Origin of the sequence: Winogradskyella eximia, from assembly GCF_003386165.1 — a bacterium.
GTDB lineage: Bacteria > Bacteroidota > Bacteroidia > Flavobacteriales > Flavobacteriaceae > Winogradskyella > Winogradskyella eximia.
In genome coordinates, this window is the sequence record NZ_QRDV01000010.1 from 117,421 (window position 1) to 136,088 (window position 18,668).

An 18,668-nucleotide genomic window follows, 5' to 3' on the forward strand; every position below is an offset into this window, starting at 1 on the left:
TTTTGCAAAATAACTAAATCTATCTTAAAACGACGATATGATTTTTTTATTTTTTCAGTCGAAAATTTTTCTATCGCAATAGTAATTTCTGACCTACTGTTATAAGGTTACTTGATAATCCGTTTAAACGTTTTATTTCGTTAACAGACGTTCCGTTTTTTAAAGCAATACGATATAAGTTATCTCCAGTCTTAACGATATAAACGGATTGCTTAGTATCTTCAGTTGAAGTTTCATTTTTTTTAACTCGTAGTTTTTGACCAACATTAATAAGGTTGGTCTCTAAACTATTTATTCTTTTTAAGTCTTGTACGCTTAAATTATATTGTCTAGAGATACTAAATAAGGTATTCCCTTTTTGGACTATATGATAATTAGCATTTGCATTTTCAGATAAATCATCAGTTGATGTCATCGTTTCTGATTTTACATCAAAATTTCTAACACGTAGTCTCTGTCCTTTATTTATTAATGTGGTTTCTAAATTATTAGCTTGTTTTAATTGCGTTAAAGAGACATTGTATCTCCTTGCAACATCCAATAAGGTCTCATTATCTTTAACAACATATATATCAGAAGCATCATCAACTTCTCCAACACCTTTAGAATTAATAATGCCATCCGAATTGGATGGCATTATTGATTTTGTAAGCACTGAATCTATATTAGACTCAACAACGTTATCTTCTATTTTAACTAATACAATTTCACCAGTAGCAATATTTAATTTTGCAGGCTTACCATCTAATAATACATCCTTAAATTTAACTTGAGTTTGGGCAATAACAGCCAATCCAAAAGCATGACAAATTAAAAATGTAACTATTAGTTTAAAGCTCTTTTGCATTTTTTACTTTTTGTTTAGTAAGTGCTAGTTTTAGAACATCACTCATATCCGTAACGTAATGAAACGTTAACCCTTTTAAATATTCTGGTTTAATCTCATTGATATCTCTTCTATTATCTTCACAAAGTAAAATCTCTTTAATACGCGCACGCTTAGCTGCCAAGATTTTTTCTTTGATCCCTCCAACCGGTAATACTTTACCTCTTAAAGTGATTTCTCCTGTCATAGCCAAACTCTTTTTCACTTTACGTTGTGTAAACAAAGATACTAAAGAAGTTAACATAGTAACACCTGCACTTGGACCATCTTTTGGAGTTGCTCCTTCTGGCACGTGAATGTGAACATTATATTTTTCAAATACTTCAGGATTAATCCCAAATTCTTCTGCGTTTGCCTTTATATATTCCATAGCAATAGTAGCAGATTCCTTCATCACCTTCCCTAAATTACCTGTAATACTTAAAGTCCCTTTTCCTTTAGATAAAATAGATTCTATAAACAGAATATCACCTCCAACGCTTGTCCATGCTAAACCTGTTACAACACCTGCAACATCATTGTTTTCATATTTATCACGTTCCATTCTAGGACTTCCTAAAATTTCAATGATATCTTCATTAGATATTTTTATATTGTACTCCTCTTCCATTGCAATATTCTTGGCCGCATAACGTACCATTTTTGCAATTTGTTTTTCTAGTCCTCTTACTCCAGATTCACGTGTGTAACCTTCAACAATTTTTTCGAGTTGTGGCTTTGCTATTTTTAAAGCTTTGTCATCTAAACCATGCTCTTTTAATTGTTTTGGCAATAAGTGACGCTTAGCGATTTCTACCTTTTCTTCAATCGTATAACCAGTAACATTAATAATCTCCATACGATCTCTTAATGCTGGCTGAATAGTATTCATGCTATTAGACGTAGCAATAAACATCACTTTAGATAAATCGTATCCCATCTCTAGGAAATTATCATAAAACTCATTGTTTTGCTCCGGATCTAACACTTCTAACATGGCAGACGAAGGATCTCCTTGGTGACCTGCAGATAATTTATCTATTTCATCTAAAACAAAGACAGGATTTGAAGTCCCTGCTTTCTTTAAACTCTGAATAATTCGTCCTGGCATAGCACCAATATAGGTTTTTCTATGACCTCTAATTTCAGCTTCATCTCTTAATCCGCCTAATGAAATACGCACATATTCTCTACCCAAGGCCTCTGCAATAGATTTACCCAACGATGTTTTACCAACACCTGGAGGTCCATATAAACAAAGAATTGGCGACTTCATATCATTTCGCAGTTTTAAAACCGCTAAATACTCTATGATTCTCTTCTTAACATCTTCTAATCCAAAATGGTCACGATCTAAGATTTTTATAGCTCGTTTTAAATCGAATTTATCCTTACTAAACTCATTCCAAGGCAAATCTAAAAAGAGATCTAAATAATTACGTTGAATAGAATACTCAGCTACCTGAGGATTCATACGCTGCATTTTTGCTAATTCTTTTTCAAAATGTTCCTTTACTTTATCGTCCCATTTTTTATCCTTAGCACGCATTTTCATATCTTCTATATCTTCACCAGAAGACACGCCTCCACCCAATTCTTCTTGAATGGTTTTCATTTGCTGATGCAAGAAATATTCGCGTTGTTGTTGATTCATATCACTCTGAACCTTATTCTGAATATCGTTTTTAAGCTCTAGCTTTTGATATTCAAGATTCATGAATTTTAAAGTTTGAAGCGCACGTTCTTTAAGATCATTAATCTTTAATAATTCTTGCTTCTCCTCTACTCTAAGATTCATGTTAGAGGATACAAAATTCACTAAAAACGAATCACTTTCAATATTTTTGATAGCAAAACTTGCTTCAGAAGGAATATTTGGACTTTCCTTTATAATATCTAAAGACAATTCTTTAATAGAATCAATTATAGCTCTAAATTCTTCATTCTCTTTTGCTGGTTTAGCTTCAGGAATATCAGATATTGTTGCTGTTAAATAAGGTTTTTCTGAAACCACTTCATTAATAGAAAAACGCTTTTTACCTTGAATAATTACTGTGGTATTGCCATCTGGCATTTTCAGCACCTTTAAGATCCTAGCAACGGTTCCTGTTTTATAGATATCTTTTGCTGTAGGGTTTTCAACAGCCTCATCTTTTTGAGACACCACTCCAATGACTTTTCCTCCTTTGTTAGCATCATTAATTAACTTAATTGATGCATCTCTACCTGCAGTAATAGGAATAACTACACCAGGAAATAAAACCGTATTTCGTAATGGCAAAATTGGCAAAGAGTCTGGCAGAGACTCGCTATTAATTAATTCTTCATCTTCAGGTGTCATTAATGGAATTAATTCTGAATTCTCATCGAAATCCTGAAATGACAGATTGTCTAAATTTAAAAATTTTGATTTTTTCATATATATTTTATAGCCATTCTGTCATAAACTCTTACAGATCAGCATTATTTTAAATGTATTAATAATTAACTTTACACTGAATACCAGTACATTATAAGATATTCAAAGTTATTCACACTTATGTAATTTCAATTGTTATGCCATTACCTTTGATTGACATGAAACCTTTTCTAATTTTAAATAAAATTAGTGACTTCAAGTGAATTTATATAATGATAATCAGGATAATTAGCATCGAGACATAATTAAAAAAAATATTCTCGATACATAATAGTCGTGACTTAGCTAATACTCTAACGAACTAAAGGCATTAAAAATTTAAAACTTTTTTCATTAAAACTGTAACACTTTAAAAAAGATACCATCTATTAATAAAAGCAAATGTTTTTTTGACATCAACCAATCAAAATATCGAACAGTTATTACTGCTTTGTCAATCTGGAAACCAACGTGCACAGTTGGAAATTTATAACAGATACCACAAAGCGATGTATAACACAGCCATAAGAATTGTAAAAGATTCCTTTAAGGCTGAAGACATAATGCAAGAGTCTTTTTTAACGGCTTTTACAAAAATAAACACTCTAGATGACACTCAGTTATTTGGTGCTTGGTTAAAACGGATTGTAATTAATAATAGTATTGGTTACTACCACAAAACCATAAAACAAAACGAAGTGCCTTTAGAATCTGTAATTTATAAAGTTGAAGACGACGATGGCATTGTTGAGCCAGATCAGAATAATGAGAAAGTGAAACAAATTTTAAATGTTATGAAAACTTTAAAACCCAATTACAATTTGAGTTTAACATTACATTTAATTGAAGGTTACGATTACGAAGAAATCTGCGAGATTATGAATATCTCTTATGCCAATTGCAGAACTTTAATATCGAGAGCGAAAGAGAGCTTAAGAAAAAAATTAGTACTAAAAGCATCCTAAAATTAATTATGGAAAAAGATAATTTAGAAAGTTTATTTGATGGTTTGAAGGATCAATTTGATATTGAAACACCTCAAAGCAATCATGAACAACGATTTTTAGACAAGTTGAAATCTAATACTATAGCTTCAACCGAAGTTAAAAAGATATCGCGTTTTAACTGGAAGCCTTTTTTAGCCGTTGCAGCTTCTATTATCATTTGTTTAGGTCTGTTTACAACGTTACAAAATCAGCCTGAAGATTTAGATTTAGCAAGCGTATCGCCAGAAATGTCAGAAACACAAGACTTTTTTACGGTTACTATTGAAAACGAATTAAAAAAACTAAACAAAGAACGTTCACCATTAACAGAACAAATTATCACAGATGCTTTAGTACAAATTCAACTTTTAGAAACAGATTATAAAAAATTAAAAACAGATTTAACTGAAAGCGGAAAAAACCAACGTGTTATTTACGCAATGATTTCAAACTTTCAGAATAGAATTGACATTCTAAACTCCGTTTTAGAACAAATTGAAACAATTAAAGAACTTAAAACAAATACAAATGAACCTAAAAATACAATATAGAATCGCTTTTTTGCTTTTACTCCTACCGAGTATTGTATTAGCAATTACAGGTGAAGACCTTATAAAATCCTCTAAAGAGCGAAGCATTAAAAAATCATTTAATGTATCATCTAATGCGACATTAAAAGTAGATAACAGCTTTGGGAATGTTGATGTAATTACTTGGGAAGAAAACCGAATTGACTTTGATATACTTATTAAAGTTACGGGTAACAATGCAGAAAAAGTTCAAGAAAAAATTGATGGTATTAATATAGAATTCTCATCTACTAACGATTTGGTATCTGCTATTACACATATCAGTAAAAATAAAAGTAACTGGTGGAATTGGGGAAAAAACATGAGCCTTCAAATTGAAATCAATTATGTTATTAAAATGCCTATTTCTGGTAATGTAGACTTAAGTCAAGACTATGGTTCTATAAATTTAGATCGCTTAAACGGTGTTGCAAAAATCAGTTGCGATTATGGTAAAATAACTACCAAAGAACTCATGGCTGATAACAATGACATAAGATTTGACTATAGCTCTAATTGTTATTTTGAATACATAAAAGGCGGAAAAATAACAGCAGATTATAGCGGGTTTACAGTCGCAAAAACTAAGAATCTAATCGTAAAAGCAGATTATACTAAGTCCATTATAGAAGTCGGAGAAAACGTTAGCTACAACTGTGATTATGGCTCATTGAAAGTGGACAATGTCAATAATTTTAATGGTAAAGGTGATTACTTAACTTTAAGACTAGGGAGTGTTTTTAAAAACGTAAAAATTGATGCTAATTACGGTTCTGTAAAAATTGACCGCATAGCATCTAAAGCAAAAAATATAGATATTAATGCCGATTTTACAGGTATCACAATAGGACATGATGTTGACTATAATTTCAGTTTTGATATTGATTTAGAATATGCATCGTTACGCGAATCAGACGGTTTTAATTTTATAAATAAAGAAATAGATATGACCGAAAAAAAATATAGCGGTTATTATGGTACACAAAATTCCGGGAATTTTGTAAAGATTAAATCAGAGTACGGAAGCGTGAGCTTCAAAAAGTTCTAAACATTCATTATTTCTAATAACACATAACATCAATTAAAAAATCAAACAATCATGAAACTATTACAATCAATTACAGTATTAGCTTTTCTTTTATGTACAACACTATCTTGTGCTCAATGGGGAAATGGAAAAAAGATTAAAGGTGATGGCAACATTACAACCCAAACCATAACAACAGCTTCTTACGACGGTATAAAAGCTGCAGGACCAATGGACTTTAAATTGGTAAAAGGCTCTGAAGGCGAAATTTCAATTAAAGGTGATGCCAACCTTATGGATTATATAATTGTCGAGGTAAAAAACAATTTAGTTTATGCTAAAGTAAAAGATGGTTATAATCTAAAACCCACCCAAACCATTGTAATTACAATTCCTTATGAATCTATAAGTTCAGTTTCGCTAGCTGGTTCTGGTGATATTGAAAACTCAGGCACCATAGAAGCTAATGACTTTAGTGTTGCCTTAGCAGGCTCTGGTGATATAGATTTAAATATTAACGCAAAATCTATAGAAAGTAGTATTGCTGGTTCTGGTGATATTGAATTAGAAGGCTCTGCTAAAGACTTAACTATAAAAATTGCCGGTTCTGGAGATTTTGATGGCAAAGCATTACAGAGTACTAATGTGACGACTAAAATTACAGGATCAGGATCTGCTAATGTGGTTTGCAACGGTGACTTATTAGCTAGAATAACAGGTTCTGGTGATTTAAACTATACAGGAAAACCAACACACAAAGACACTAAGATTACAGGTTCTGGTAGCGTTAGCAATAAATAATTAAATCTGTATTCTAATTGATAAATGGTTTATTAAATATGAGCTTTTAATTGTTATCAATCATATTTAAAATGAAAACTGTTAATAACTCAAATAAACTTAGCTCTATTTAAACCCTAAATTGAGCTTCTTTTTTTAAATTTGTATTTCAGATTATTAAAATAATATCACACAAGCAAATTCAGTATAGAATTGGAACATTTTGTAGTATCAGCTCGTAAATACAGACCACAAACCTTTAAGGATGTTGTGGGTCAGCAGGCTATTACAAATACTTTGCTTAATGCTATTGAAAATAATCACCTAGCCCAAGCTTTATTATTTACAGGACCTCGTGGAGTTGGTAAAACAACTTGTGCACGTATTCTTTCAAAAATGATTAATAGTGATGGCAACACAAGTGAAGACGAAGATTTTGCTTTCAACATTTTTGAACTCGATGCGGCTTCAAATAACTCGGTTGATGATATTAGAAGCTTAACCGATCAGGTTAGAATTCCGCCACAAGTAGGAAAGTACAAAGTTTATATCATTGATGAGGTGCATATGTTATCTCAAGCGGCTTTTAATGCGTTTTTAAAAACATTAGAAGAACCACCTAAGCATTGTATCTTTATTTTAGCGACCACTGAAAAGCATAAAATTATCCCGACGATACTATCGCGTTGTCAAATATTCGATTTTAAACGTATCACCGTTTCTGATGCTAAATCGTATTTAAAATATATTGCTGAAGAGCAAGGTATTAACGCAGAAGATGATGCCCTTCATATTATAGCTCAAAAAGCAGATGGCGCCATGCGAGATGCACTTTCAATTTTTGATCGTGTAGTTAGCTTTTCTGGTAAAAACTTAACAAGGCAAGCCGTAACTGAAAACTTAAACGTTTTAGATTACGAAACCTATTTTACAAGTACAGATTTTATCTTAGAAAATAAGATCCCTGATTTACTGATACAATTCAACACAATTCTTTCTAAAGGATTTGATGGTCATCATTATATTGCAGGTCTAGCGTCTCATTTTAGAGATTTAATGGTTTGTAAAAATCCTTCAACAATTCCTTTGTTAGAAGTTGGTGAAGATACCAGTCAAAAATACATGGAACAATCACAAAAAACGACTCATACCTTTCTAATGGAAGGCATTCGGATGGCGAATGACTGTGATTTAAAATATAAAACGAGTAAAAATCAACGCTTATTAGTTGAATTAACGCTTATGCAATTAGCCTCTATCACTTTTGATGGAGAAAAAAAAAATCTTAGGCACTTCATAATTCCGCCTTCGTATTTTAAAGCAAAAGGTATTACTCCTATTCCGGTTACTAAACCAAAAGTTGAAGCAAAAACACCTGTAAGCACCAGTACTACTAAAGAAAACACAAAGCCAACTGCTGCTGCAGTAGCTGAGCCTGTTATTAGTATTCCTAAGATATCCATAAATCAACCTAAAAAATCTACTTCTGGTTTATCATTAAGAAGTATTAGAGAAAAAAAAGAACATCAATTACGCCAAATGGATGTGGTTATTGATGAAGATGATTTACCAAAAGAGCCTGTAACGCAAGAAGCCTTAGATGAAGCTTGGAAAATCTATACGGCTCAAATGGATAAGAAAGGTGAAAAAATTATGGCATCTATTTTACAAATGGATCAACCAAAATTAAAAGGTACTACCATTTATTTAACCTATTCTAATAACACCAATAAGATAGAATTAGAACGTGCTGAGTTTCCGTTAATGACCTTTTTAAAGAAAAAATTGCTTAATTACGACTTAAAATTAGATATTACAGTAAACGAAGAGATTGCAAAAAAATACGCTTTTACACCCTTAGAAAAATACGAAAAACTAAAAGAAAAAAATCCGAATATTGAGGTTTTACGCCAAACATTTGGATTGGATATCTAAATAATGGCAAGTATTAAAAGTGACATAATCGGCGAATTAAATCAAGACAATCAATTTGAAGATTGGTGGCATAGTTTACCTATTAAAATTCCCTTTTTCAATAACAAAACGGTAGAAATTGCCTTTATGGGTTTTGTTCCCGAAAGTGATGCTTTATTTATTAAAGATGCTGATGAAGCTCTCAAAACATTTTTAGAAAAATCAGAAACTGATCGCTTATCACTATCTCATCTGGCCTATAAAAACTGTATGGACTTTTTAAATGCAATAGAATTTGATGAGGCCGACCAACCACTATGGAATATTAAAGATGAAAATGAAATTTGGAATTTTATTTATCCTCAAACTATTTTTGTCACTAGAAGACATAGACACGATGAAAACATTTATATTAATGTAACGTGTGAATGCGAATGGGAACAAGAGCATGGGCTTCAATTGGTGTTTAGGCAAGGAAAGATATTAACCAGAATTAGTGCTCAAGATGGACATATCACTGAAGCTGATGCCTACAACAAACCTGATAACGAAGATAAGTTACTCAGTCAATTTAACGCATCCACTACAACATCTAAATGGTGGAAATTTTGGAATTAAAATTATTTATAAATATATAATCAAATTAATATGAAACATGTATTAGGATTATTATTAATTATAGCTATTGGCTTCACAAGCTGTGAAAACAAAAAAACGAAACAACAAGCATTGTCTGAAAGTATTGAAGCATTCAAAAAAACAGTGAACTTTGAAACTCATGTTTATATACCAGAAACCTATCTAGAACAAGAAATAGATACTTTAATGAGTAATGGTTTCCGTGTGAAAATAAAAACCTATTCTGATATGTCTAATACTGTTCGTTTTTCAAAAATTAAAGACACTATAAATCATCAAACGCACTATAGAAATTTCAAATTTGATATTAGTGTTACCAAAGACAATAAGGAAATATATCGTGAGACTTTTGATAAACAAAAAGTGAATGAGGCATTCAGTTACAATGAAAATTTAGTGACTGGTTCTGATTTATATAATTTTGATACGCTTGCTATTTTAAAATCGATTAATGTTAATGATGACCCAACGTATACAAATATGGTATTAATAGACATTACGTATGCCATTCCAGAATCTGATAAATATTCGTCTCATACATTATTTATAGATGATAAGGGAAAGTCAAATATTGTTCACCTTGAAGTAAAATAATTATGTTAGGACTAAAATTACCAACCGATCCAAGATGGGTTAATATTGTAGAAAAAAATATTGAAGATATTTTAACCGACCATGCTTACTGCGAGCAAAAAGCGGCAAGCACAGCCATTTCTCTAATTGTAGGTTTCCCTGAGTACACAGATCTTGTTCAAGAAATGATAGCTTTGGTGGAAGAAGAAATGAGTCATTTTAAAATGGTGCATGATAGAATATTAGAAAACGGCTGGACGCTTGGTAGAGATCGTAAAGATGATTATGTATTAGCTCTTATAAAATTCTTCCCTAAAGGCGGAAGCCGAACCACACAATTAGTGCACAGACTTTTGTACGCTGCATTAATAGAAGCGCGCAGTTGCGAACGTTTTAGATTATTGTCTGAAGAATTAGAAGACAAGAAACTGGCAAAATTTTATCGTAAACTAATGATTAGCGAAGCAGGTCATTACACTATGTTTTTAAATTTTGCGAGACAATATGGAGACCGAACTGAGGTTGATGAAAAATGGGAAGCACTACTCGATTATGAAGCTGAGATTATGAAAAACTTAGGAAATAAGGAAACAATACATGGGTAAGTAGACATTTATTGATACTCAGCGTTACTAACTAAAACAAAAAACGACCATCAATTTTGATAGTCGTTTTTTTTATATTCAAAATATATTCAGAAGTCTTAAAACAAACTCTCAATAATCTTCTCGTCAGTAATACCTTCCGCTTCTGCTTTGTAATTTTTAATAATTCTATGTCTTAGAATTCCTGTAGCTACAGCTTGAATATTTTCTATATCTGGTGAAAATTTCCCTTTAGTAGCAGCATGTGTTTTAGCTGCTAATATTAAATTTTGAGAAGCTCTTGGTCCTGCTCCCCAATCTACAAACTCTTTTACAATATCTGCAGCTGTGTCCTCTTTTGGTCTTGTTTTACCCACTAAAGCTACTGCATATTCAATGACATTATCTGCTACTGGAATACGACGAATTACATTCTGAAAATCGATAATTTCTTGTGCCGTAAATAAAGCATTTACAGAAGCTTTAACATCTGTTGTAGTTGCTTTAACCACATCTACTTCCTCTTGAAACGAAGGATATTGCAAATTAATAGAAAACATAAATCGGTCTAATTGTGCTTCTGGCAAAGGATAAGTTCCTTCTTGCTCAATTGGGTTTTGTGTTGCTAAAACAAAATAAGGTAAACTTAGTTTATATTGATGACCAGCCACTGTAACCGAACGCTCCTGCATCGCTTCTAATAAGGCTGCTTGCGTTTTTGGTGGAGTTCTGTTAATCTCATCGGCCAAAATAATATTAGAAAAAATTGGACCTTTTATAAACTTGAATTGTCGATTTTCATCTAAAATTTCGCTACCAAGAATATCGCTAGGCATTAAATCTGGTGTAAACTGAATACGTTTAAAGTTTAAACCTAAAGCTTGTGCTATAGTGTTAACCATTAACGTTTTTGCTAAACCAGGTACACCAACTAAAAGTGAATGTCCTCCAGAAAAAATAGAAATCAATACCTCATCAACCACTTTATCTTGGCCGATGATAACTTTAGCAACCTCTTGCTTTAGCGCAGCGTATTTTTTAACAAAATTTTCAATTATAGCAACATCAGACATATTCTATTATTTTTTTAACCAGTTACTTTGAAAGTCACAATCTCTATACTCTCCATTAATTTTAATGTAAGTATCCACAATAGTTTCTTTTTGCCATTTTTCTACAGCTCTAATCTGCTTATCTTGTAAGGCTAGATTTTTAATCTTTAAATAATCTTTAGCAAAGTCTGCTTCGTGATCATCTATACGGTCTGTAACGGTTAAAATCTTAAATTTGATTCTATTTATACGATCTTCATCTTGTAACACTTCGCTAATTTCACCATCTTTTAAATCTTGTATTTGAGAATACAATTCTGGATCCATTCTGGTTAATTCAAAATTAAAATCTTGTGTTGTAGGATTTGTCATTTGTCCACCTTCAAATTTAGTTTCTTTTTGATCACTAAACTCTCTAGCTGCTTCAGCAAATGTTAGAGTACCATCAATGATTTTTGCTCTAACTTCATCAATTTCGTCCTTAGCTTTTTTAATAGCTTCTTGTGTTAATTCTGGACGTAATAATATATGTCTTACATCATATTCTTGACCTCTAATTTTCTCTAAGTAAATAATATGGTATCCAAAATCAGTTTCAAAAGGTTCAGAAATTTCACCTTCTTGCATTGAGAACGCAACATCTCTAAACTCTTTAACCATTCTTGGTTGTTTTCTGTTCAATGTATATTTTCCTCCATCTGGTTTAGAAGCAGCATCTTCAGTGTAAAACAATACTTTAGTTGTAAAACTAGAACCGTTTTCCTCTATATCTACTTTAAAACCTTTTAATTTATCAATTACAGCTTGCTTTGCTTCTTCTGTTACTTCAGGAATGATTACAATTTCTGCTAGCTTTAATTCTGTACCAAACGTAGGACGTTCGTCTTTAGGAATATCATTAAAAAAGGTACGCACTTCTTCTGGAGTAACTTCTATATCCCCTGTTACTTTACCTTGCATTTCTTGAGCGAGATAAGCATTTTTGTTAATTTCATACATTTCATCTCTCAATGCTTGCTCAGAATCCTTTTTATAAAATTTAAGTAATTTAGACATGTCGCCATTTAATTGACCTAAAATACCTTGAATTTGTTGGTCTACACGCGACTTTATGTATAACTCATTTACAATAACACTATCTTGAATTGCTTGGTGAGCATACAATTTACTTTCTAACAAACTACCAAAAAGTTCACATCTCGTTAAACCTTTTAAATCTGCTCCTTGTGCCTTTAACTGAGCAATTTCTCTGTCTAGATCGGATTCTAGAATAATAAAATCACCAACTACAGCAGCAACACCATCCGCTTTTATACGTGTGGTATTTACAACTGAATCTTTTGCTTTTTCAACCTGTGGAGCTTCGTCCTCAATGATTTCTTGAGCATTGCTAAAGTTGAATGACATAAAGCCAACCAAAAGGGCAGCTTTAATTATAAATTTGGAATTTATTGTTTTTAATCGCATCTTTTGTAATATCATTTTCGAGTTGCTTGATGAGCTCTAATTTTCTCTTGTTTATAACAATTTTATTAATTGACGTTTTTACATAATCCATTGGAGCGTAGTCGTTTTGAAGTCGTACGTCATTAACTTGCATCAAATATAGGTTTAATGAATCTTTGAGTTGTAAGAAATTAGTTTTTTTTAACAGTTGATTTTTATTTGAACTGTTTATTATCGGAATTTTTTCTGCTACACGATTTAATTTTACCCAAATTGAGTCATTTAAGGAATATGATTTAAATTGAACTGAAATAGAATCTAAATACCTCTTATCCTTAGCTTCAAACCGTTTAAAACGTGTTTTTATGGTATCTAGATTTATTGGGTTTAACGGTAAACTTACGTACCTAAACTGAATTAAATCGTCATTGAGCTTAAATGATTCTTTGTTGGCCTCGTAGAATAACTCTGCTTCTTCCGTTTTTACTAAACTATCAATATTTTTCTTAACCAAACCTTCTAAATAAGCCTTAGCATATAAATCGTTTTTATATTGTTCTACTAACCTAGAAAATTCATTTTGCTTTTTTTCTGATAAATTAATCAAAGCTCCATCCATTAAAAGCAGTTGCCTAGCCCAACGGTTAATGTAAGCGTTGACAACTAAAGTACTATCTTCTTTAGATGCTCCTTTTGGTACTACATCAATAATATCTTCTTTATAAAGATAAGTTTCATTAACTCTAGCCACTGGATCAACACCCTCTGACTTTTTAAAGAAGTCACAGCTTACCAAAAGCAGACTAATAAGAAATATGTATGGAGTATGTTTCAAAAAAAATAAATTAGTGTCCTATTTTAGCCTTAATAGTTTTTAATACGTCTTCGTTAACCTCTATCTTAAAACGATTATATAGATCATTAATCCAATTAGTTTCTATTTCTGATTGGTAATCATTAATAACATTTCCTTTAGCTTCCTCTAACGTTTTTTGTCCTGCAGGCATTACCGCTTTTACATCAATAACATGAAAAGCATCATGATGTGTATAAATATCAGAAACTCCTTTTTTAACCTTAAAGCCTTCAGGTAAAATAGAATCATCTATTTTGTATGTACCTTTTGTAAAAATAACATTCTGCTTATCTGAAGTATTTAAAGCTTTATTAATAGCTTCTTCAGATTTTCCTTTTTTCATCAATTTAAGGATTTTCTTCATGTTAGATTTTTCTGCTGAAGATGCCATAACCACATCTACGCGATCACTCCATTGGTATTTAGATTTATTTTTATTGTAGTAAGTCTCTAAACCAACGCTATCTTTTGATGCTTTGTTCCAAACTTCCTTTTCCATTAAATCGAATAACAAAAGTCCGTCTCTATATTCTTTTAATATGTTAGCAAATTCTTCGTTTTCTACTTCTAAGTTATCCTCTCTAAATTGAAAAATAGATTTTTCAAAAAAGCTTTTAAACTCCTCGTCTATTATACTTGTAAAAGGTGTGTTTTTACCAGTATAGATACGTTGTGCTGTTTTTAGATGATTTCCAAAATCCTCGTATGTAAATATCTTATTGTTTATAGAAAAAAGAGTTTCCTTCTTATTAAAATTATCTGGCAATTCCCATGTACGGTTATAAAACTCTTTAGTTAAAATTGACGTAAAATAAGCCTTAGCTTTAGCATTATAATCAATTTTATATTTCTTTTTCAGCTTAGCAACCATAGCCTCATTAATCAATTTAGATCTCGAGTCTCTTTTTACTTTAGTTTCAAAAGATGCTTTTAAATCTTCAAATGACTCAATTGGCTTAAGATGGATTCGTTTTACAATATGCCAACCATAAGCTGTTTTAAAAGGTTTACTAACATCACCATCATTTTTTAAATCAAATGCTTGGTTTTCAAATTCAATAGAACTTAATTGACCGCTTTTAAATGGAATAATTTCTCCACCTTTTGATGCAGAACTTTTATCTTCAGAAAATTGCTTCGCTAATGATTCAAATTTTTCACCTTGATTGAGTTTCTTATAAATTTCACTAATTCTTTGTTCCGGATCTCTCAGTGAATCTTTAGATGATAAGTTCACCATGATATGAGCAGCAGTAATAGTACCTCTAGATGCTCTTTTATCATTAACTTTTACAACGTGATAACCAAATTGTGTTCTAAACGGCATTGAAATTTCACCTACAGGAGTATTATATGCTGCGGATTCAAAATCATAAACCATTTTAAATGCTGAGAAATATCCTAAATCTTCAAGAAAAATAGTGTTTCCGTTGTGCATTTCTGCTTTAACCTCATCAAACCCTTCTTTTAAAACACGATTTCTTAAAGCTAACACTTCGTTGTATGCACTTATGGTATCTGTTGCAGTTGCGTCTAAACGCACTAAAATGTGAGCCGCATTAATATCTAAATTACTACGATCGTAAGCTTCTCTTACTAAAGCGTCTGTAACCTTGTTTTCTGAAATGTAATTATTAATAAGTTGCTTTTTATATCTAGCAAACTCACGTTGATAATTTTTGTCTTCGTCTAATTTTAAACGTTTAGCTTCTTTAAGCTTTAATTGATATTCAGTAAATAATTTTAAATAACCATCTATATCTTTCTGGCTTTCATCTTTTACTAAATCAAGGTTTTTATTATAAACTCTTAAAAATTCTGAAGCCATTATTGGTTGTCCATCAACCTTAAGAAGCACAGCATCTTTATCTTGTGAAAAAGAAAAATTTAGTGCAAAAAACACTAAAAACAAACATTTTAATTTAAGACTCATAATTAACTTCTTTTGTATTGCATTTTTAGTTATAAATAATTTGCTTTTCAAACTCAGCAAAAATAACATAAATAGCGTATTTAGCAAGTAGTTTACAAAGCAATATTTGCTAGTTACGTAGTAAAAATCATACCATAATAGCTTCTTATAATAATTAACGATGATTTTAACAATAATATCAGTCTAACGTCGATTAGATGAAACTATTGCCAACACTTTTTTATACATTTATAAAAAATCCCTCAGCATGCAATACGTTACTGAAATACTAATTAATAAGCCTATTTCAGAGGTCATTAAAAATTTAAGCTCTATTGACAACTTAAAACATTGGCAAGCAGGCTTAACTAGCACATCTCACATCTCTGGAACTCCAAACGAACTTGGAGCAAAACTAAAGCTTAATTATAATTTTGGAAATCGAAAAATGGAAATTATTGAAACCATTACAAAACAAAATTTTCCTAATGAATTTCATTTAACTTACAGCGGAAAAGGTGTACGTAATATTCAAGAAAACTACTTTAAAATTACAGACAACAATAGCACCAAATGGATTTCAGTAAATGATTACCAACCCACCAAATTAAAAATGAGCATGATGCTATTATTGATGCCAAGAATCTTTAAAAAGCAAACAAAAACTTACATGACAAACTTTAAGAATTTTGTTGAGAATGGAACTTCAATTCAGAACTATAATTAATAGCTATTGAAGCCATGCGAAAATTAAAATTGATTTGGGATTTTAGAGGACCTGCAGGACAAAAAACAGCCGAACATCACTTAATTCATTTAAAGGAATACATCGCCATTAACAAACTGGATATCACTATTACTGGTATTGAAACTATAAGCGACATGCATAGCTTAGCCTATTTGGTTGTAGACGAATCTGAAATGAAACCAATAAGAGATGCATTAAAACCTCATAGAGGACAAGTTTTTACAGAAAATTAAATGCCCCTCTTTTCTTTTAAAGCAAGCGCTTAAAAAATGCTTGAATAAATCGCTTTGGTGGAACAGACAGAATTATCTTTATATCTTCTAAAAGCGTTGATTCTTCATCTAAAAACCTAAAAATTGTCTTCGTTTTCGATTTTTTAAACATGGAAGAAAATAAGGCTGCACCTTCTTCATTATGATTAGCTAAAACATCTAGAAATATTAAATCGTAAAACCAGTACTTTGTCCATTTATGAAACTTAGACAGATCATTTTCACGTTTTAAAAATGTAATAACTTCTTTCGTCTTTACAGTGGTATTTTTAAAGGTGTAACCTGTACTTGCTTTGGTCCAACCTCCTGCTGTTCCTATATTTAAAATATGTTTTGAGTTTAATTCGCTAAACTTAAAAGACGTCATAGGTATATTGCCTTTTTCCTTTTCAATAATTTTATAATTTGTTATCTTATTATTCTTTAGATAATTCTCAATAGTGTCTTCATATTCAGACCGTTCTAACAATTCTTTTGAGAACAAAGTATATTCAAGCAAAGCTGTTTTTTTATCTATTGGCATTACATACATAAAACGCGTGTTTCCGTTTTGTGGCACTGTAAAATCCATAAAGGTTGCTGTGGCATCATCAAAAGCATCGTCTTCTGTTTTCACAAACCAACCTATAAAATGTTGATGAATTAATGGAAACTTATCTTGTGATTTATAAACTTCAGAATTTGCTAGACTATTGAATACTTTACTACCAAAATAACTACTCTTATCAGTTATTACCTCAACACCTGTGCTTAACTCAGTAAAAGTATTTACACTATCTTCAATAAAAGTAAAATTAGCTTTTGTGTGTATGTGTCCCCAAAGCGATTTGTAAAATGCTTCACTTCTAATCATTTTATATTGATAAGGAGAAATGGTATATGTTTTTAAAAATAAATCACTACCAAAGAAAATCTGCGACCATGTTTTAGTTAAAATCTCATCCCATTCACCTACTCCATCTTCCCAATAACACCAGGTTCTATCATTTCCTTTATCTTTTGCTTTATCGATAATTAAGATTGACTTATCATCAAAAAAAGTATCTTTAGACATTCGGTATGCTAAAAGTAACCCTGAAGCTCCAGCTCCTAAAATGATGTAATCGTAATTAGCCAAGATGATATATTATAAAAATTGAATTGTAAAGCTAAATCATTTTCTCTTGATTCAATAGTAATCATCTAGACTTTATTGATGCTATTTAGACACTTTAGAACTACTGAATTGAAACAGAAACTTTACCATTTAAAGTATCTCCATTTCTTAAAACGGTATTACAAAAAATTAAGGTTAATGTCTCTCCATCATTTTCAACAAATAATTCAGTTTCAGGAGTAGATCTACTTCCTATAAGTACTTGGTTAGTGGATTTAACAAGCTCTCTATTGAGATAAGTTATATCAAACTCATAATCCACACCGAAGTATTGACCCGTTTTTGGATAGCCATTATTCTGCTCATTAAAATTAATTTCATAGATGTTAGGCCAGTTTCCAAATCTAACTCCAACATTGCCTTCATCACAACATAGAGGATCCGTAATTTGAGTATAAGCACTTTGCCATGTACCTGAAATACTTACATAATTATTTTGTGTATGAGTACAAGAAATATCTGAAGTAGTAAACGACTCCCAATCAAATTCTTCACTAGATCCATTTTTTGTAGTGGCAGTATAGTAATAAGTTGTATTAGGTTCTAATAAATCAATATCATAATGAAAATTATAGATACCATTGTAATATGGCACTTCTCCTTCTAGCTCGATAACTTGACCATTACTAGCATCATTTTCATCACCTGTTCTAAATATAAACCCAACATTATAAGAGTCTTCTTCTTGAAAAACAATATTAGAAAAATCAATAAAACCATTAAGTGTTACAGAATTCTGAGAAGTATAAGACACATAAGATCTTACACTTGGAGCATCATAAATTTGAGAATCGTCACCACTAGAAGAATCACTACAAGAACTCACAAAACATATAACAAATAAGGAAATAAATAGATTTTTCAATTGAAATTATTTTTAGAATTAAGTGC

At 31.2% G+C, this 18,668-nt stretch carries 18 protein-coding genes; 10 read left to right on the top strand and 8 right to left on the bottom strand.

Going from position 1 to position 18,668, the window contains the following annotated elements:
- Nucleotides 1-70: 70 nt before the first annotated feature.
- Nucleotides 71-847: a LysM peptidoglycan-binding domain-containing protein gene (locus DFQ10_RS17515; RefSeq protein WP_115818739.1), complete on the bottom strand. Its 777-nt coding sequence runs from the start codon at nt 845-847 to the stop codon at nt 71-73.
- Nucleotides 831-3,284, bottom strand: coding sequence for an endopeptidase La (gene lon / locus DFQ10_RS17520; protein WP_115818740.1), 2,454 nt, complete (start codon nt 3,282-3,284; stop codon nt 831-833). Before lon ends, DFQ10_RS17515 begins: the two co-directional genes overlap by 17 nt.
- 389 nt (nt 3,285-3,673) lie before the next feature.
- On the opposite strand from lon, the gene DFQ10_RS17525 reads away from it, so the two are divergent.
- The 8 genes from DFQ10_RS17525 to miaE all read left to right on the top strand — a co-directional run bounded on the left by DFQ10_RS17525 (nt 3,674) and on the right by miaE (nt 10,356).
- Nucleotides 3,674-4,228, top strand: a complete 555-nt coding sequence (locus DFQ10_RS17525; protein WP_115818741.1) for an RNA polymerase sigma factor — start codon at nt 3,674-3,676, stop codon at nt 4,226-4,228.
- An 8-nt stretch (nt 4,229-4,236) separates the two neighbouring features.
- A complete protein-coding gene (locus tag DFQ10_RS17530; RefSeq protein ID WP_115818742.1) occupies nt 4,237-4,800 on the top strand; it encodes a hypothetical protein in 564 nt (187 codons plus the stop codon).
- Nucleotides 4,778-5,866, top strand: coding sequence for a hypothetical protein (locus tag DFQ10_RS17535; RefSeq protein WP_115818743.1), 1,089 nt, complete (start codon nt 4,778-4,780; stop codon nt 5,864-5,866). The genes DFQ10_RS17530 and DFQ10_RS17535 overlap by 23 nt, the downstream gene beginning before the upstream one ends.
- Nucleotides 5,867-5,917: 51 nt before the next feature.
- Nucleotides 5,918-6,646 carry a head GIN domain-containing protein gene (locus DFQ10_RS17540; protein WP_115818744.1) on the top strand — a complete coding sequence of 243 codons (729 nt, stop codon included), beginning with the start codon at nt 5,918-5,920 and terminating at the stop codon, nt 6,644-6,646.
- 192 nt (nt 6,647-6,838) lie between these two features.
- The gene (gene dnaX / locus DFQ10_RS17545) at nt 6,839-8,560 is read left to right on the top strand and encodes a DNA polymerase III subunit gamma/tau (protein ID WP_115818745.1); all 1,722 of its coding nucleotides are present in this window, start codon (nt 6,839-6,841) and stop codon (nt 8,558-8,560) included.
- Nucleotides 8,561-8,563: 3 nt separating this feature from the next.
- Nucleotides 8,564-9,157 carry a DUF6985 domain-containing protein gene (locus tag DFQ10_RS17550; RefSeq protein ID WP_245940764.1) on the top strand — a complete coding sequence of 198 codons (594 nt, stop codon included), beginning with the start codon at nt 8,564-8,566 and terminating at the stop codon, nt 9,155-9,157.
- Between the two features lie 30 nt (nt 9,158-9,187).
- A complete protein-coding gene (locus DFQ10_RS17555; RefSeq protein WP_115818747.1) occupies nt 9,188-9,772 on the top strand; it encodes a hypothetical protein in 585 nt (194 codons plus the stop codon).
- A 2-nt stretch (nt 9,773-9,774) separates the two neighbouring features.
- Nucleotides 9,775-10,356: a tRNA-(ms[2]io[6]A)-hydroxylase gene (miaE, locus tag DFQ10_RS17560; RefSeq protein ID WP_115818748.1), complete on the top strand. Its 582-nt coding sequence runs from the start codon at nt 9,775-9,777 to the stop codon at nt 10,354-10,356.
- 98 nt (nt 10,357-10,454) lie between these two features.
- Here miaE and DFQ10_RS17565 read toward each other — a convergent pair whose 3' ends face one another.
- From DFQ10_RS17565 to DFQ10_RS17580, 4 genes are read right to left on the bottom strand one after another with little or no spacing between them, the layout of a single operon-like run.
- On the bottom strand, nt 10,455-11,408 hold the full coding sequence (locus DFQ10_RS17565; RefSeq protein ID WP_115818749.1) for an AAA family ATPase: 954 nt from the start codon (nt 11,406-11,408) through the stop codon (nt 10,455-10,457).
- A 6-nt stretch (nt 11,409-11,414) separates the two neighbouring features.
- Nucleotides 11,415-12,869, bottom strand: a complete 1,455-nt coding sequence (locus DFQ10_RS17570; RefSeq protein WP_115818750.1) for a peptidylprolyl isomerase — start codon at nt 12,867-12,869, stop codon at nt 11,415-11,417.
- Nucleotides 12,817-13,668, bottom strand: a complete 852-nt coding sequence (locus tag DFQ10_RS17575) for a peptidyl-prolyl cis-trans isomerase (protein ID WP_245940765.1) — start codon at nt 13,666-13,668, stop codon at nt 12,817-12,819. Before DFQ10_RS17575 ends, DFQ10_RS17570 begins: the two co-directional genes overlap by 53 nt.
- A gap of 10 nt (nt 13,669-13,678) precedes the next feature.
- The gene (locus tag DFQ10_RS17580; RefSeq protein ID WP_115818793.1) at nt 13,679-15,622 is read right to left on the bottom strand and encodes a peptidylprolyl isomerase; all 1,944 of its coding nucleotides are present in this window, start codon (nt 15,620-15,622) and stop codon (nt 13,679-13,681) included.
- Nucleotides 15,623-15,869: 247 nt separating this feature from the next.
- On the opposite strand from DFQ10_RS17580, the gene DFQ10_RS17585 reads away from it, so the two are divergent.
- Both DFQ10_RS17585 and DFQ10_RS17590 read left to right on the top strand, forming a co-directional pair.
- Nucleotides 15,870-16,328, top strand: coding sequence for an SRPBCC family protein (locus DFQ10_RS17585; protein WP_115818751.1), 459 nt, complete (start codon nt 15,870-15,872; stop codon nt 16,326-16,328).
- Nucleotides 16,329-16,342: 14 nt separating this feature from the next.
- Nucleotides 16,343-16,582 carry a hypothetical protein gene (locus tag DFQ10_RS17590; RefSeq protein ID WP_115818752.1) on the top strand — a complete coding sequence of 80 codons (240 nt, stop codon included), beginning with the start codon at nt 16,343-16,345 and terminating at the stop codon, nt 16,580-16,582.
- 16 nt (nt 16,583-16,598) lie between these two features.
- Here the strand turns inward: DFQ10_RS17590 and DFQ10_RS17595 are convergent, their stop codons facing one another.
- On the bottom strand, nt 16,599-17,738 hold the full coding sequence (locus tag DFQ10_RS17595) for a lycopene cyclase family protein (RefSeq protein WP_115818753.1): 1,140 nt from the start codon (nt 17,736-17,738) through the stop codon (nt 16,599-16,601).
- Nucleotides 17,739-17,838: 100 nt separating this feature from the next.
- Nucleotides 17,839-18,642 carry a hypothetical protein gene (locus DFQ10_RS17600; protein ID WP_147299245.1) on the bottom strand — a complete coding sequence of 268 codons (804 nt, stop codon included), beginning with the start codon at nt 18,640-18,642 and terminating at the stop codon, nt 17,839-17,841.
- Nucleotides 18,643-18,668 lie beyond the last annotated feature (26 nt).

Excerpts from the sequence above, each read along its gene's own strand:
- DFQ10_RS17515 (WP_115818739.1), bottom strand. The coding sequence starts at position 847 with ATGCAAAAGAGCTTTAAACTAATAGTTACATTTTTAATTTGTCATGCT.
- lon (WP_115818740.1), bottom strand. The coding sequence starts at position 3,284 with ATGAAAAAATCAAAATTTTTAAATTTAGACAATCTGTCATTTCAGGAT.
- DFQ10_RS17530 (WP_115818742.1), top strand. The coding sequence starts at position 4,237 with ATGGAAAAAGATAATTTAGAAAGTTTATTTGATGGTTTGAAGGATCAA.
- DFQ10_RS17535 (WP_115818743.1), top strand. The coding sequence starts at position 4,778 with ATGAACCTAAAAATACAATATAGAATCGCTTTTTTGCTTTTACTCCTA.
- DFQ10_RS17540 (WP_115818744.1), top strand. The coding sequence starts at position 5,918 with ATGAAACTATTACAATCAATTACAGTATTAGCTTTTCTTTTATGTACA.
- DFQ10_RS17550 (WP_245940764.1), top strand. The coding sequence starts at position 8,564 with ATGGCAAGTATTAAAAGTGACATAATCGGCGAATTAAATCAAGACAAT.
- DFQ10_RS17555 (WP_115818747.1), top strand. The coding sequence starts at position 9,188 with ATGAAACATGTATTAGGATTATTATTAATTATAGCTATTGGCTTCACA.
- miaE (WP_115818748.1), top strand. The coding sequence starts at position 9,775 with ATGTTAGGACTAAAATTACCAACCGATCCAAGATGGGTTAATATTGTA.
- DFQ10_RS17565 (WP_115818749.1), bottom strand. The coding sequence starts at position 11,408 with ATGTCTGATGTTGCTATAATTGAAAATTTTGTTAAAAAATACGCTGCG.
- DFQ10_RS17570 (WP_115818750.1), bottom strand. The coding sequence starts at position 12,869 with ATGATATTACAAAAGATGCGATTAAAAACAATAAATTCCAAATTTATA.
- DFQ10_RS17580 (WP_115818793.1), bottom strand. The coding sequence starts at position 15,622 with ATGAGTCTTAAATTAAAATGTTTGTTTTTAGTGTTTTTTGCACTAAAT.
- DFQ10_RS17585 (WP_115818751.1), top strand. The coding sequence starts at position 15,870 with ATGCAATACGTTACTGAAATACTAATTAATAAGCCTATTTCAGAGGTC.
- DFQ10_RS17590 (WP_115818752.1), top strand. The coding sequence starts at position 16,343 with ATGCGAAAATTAAAATTGATTTGGGATTTTAGAGGACCTGCAGGACAA.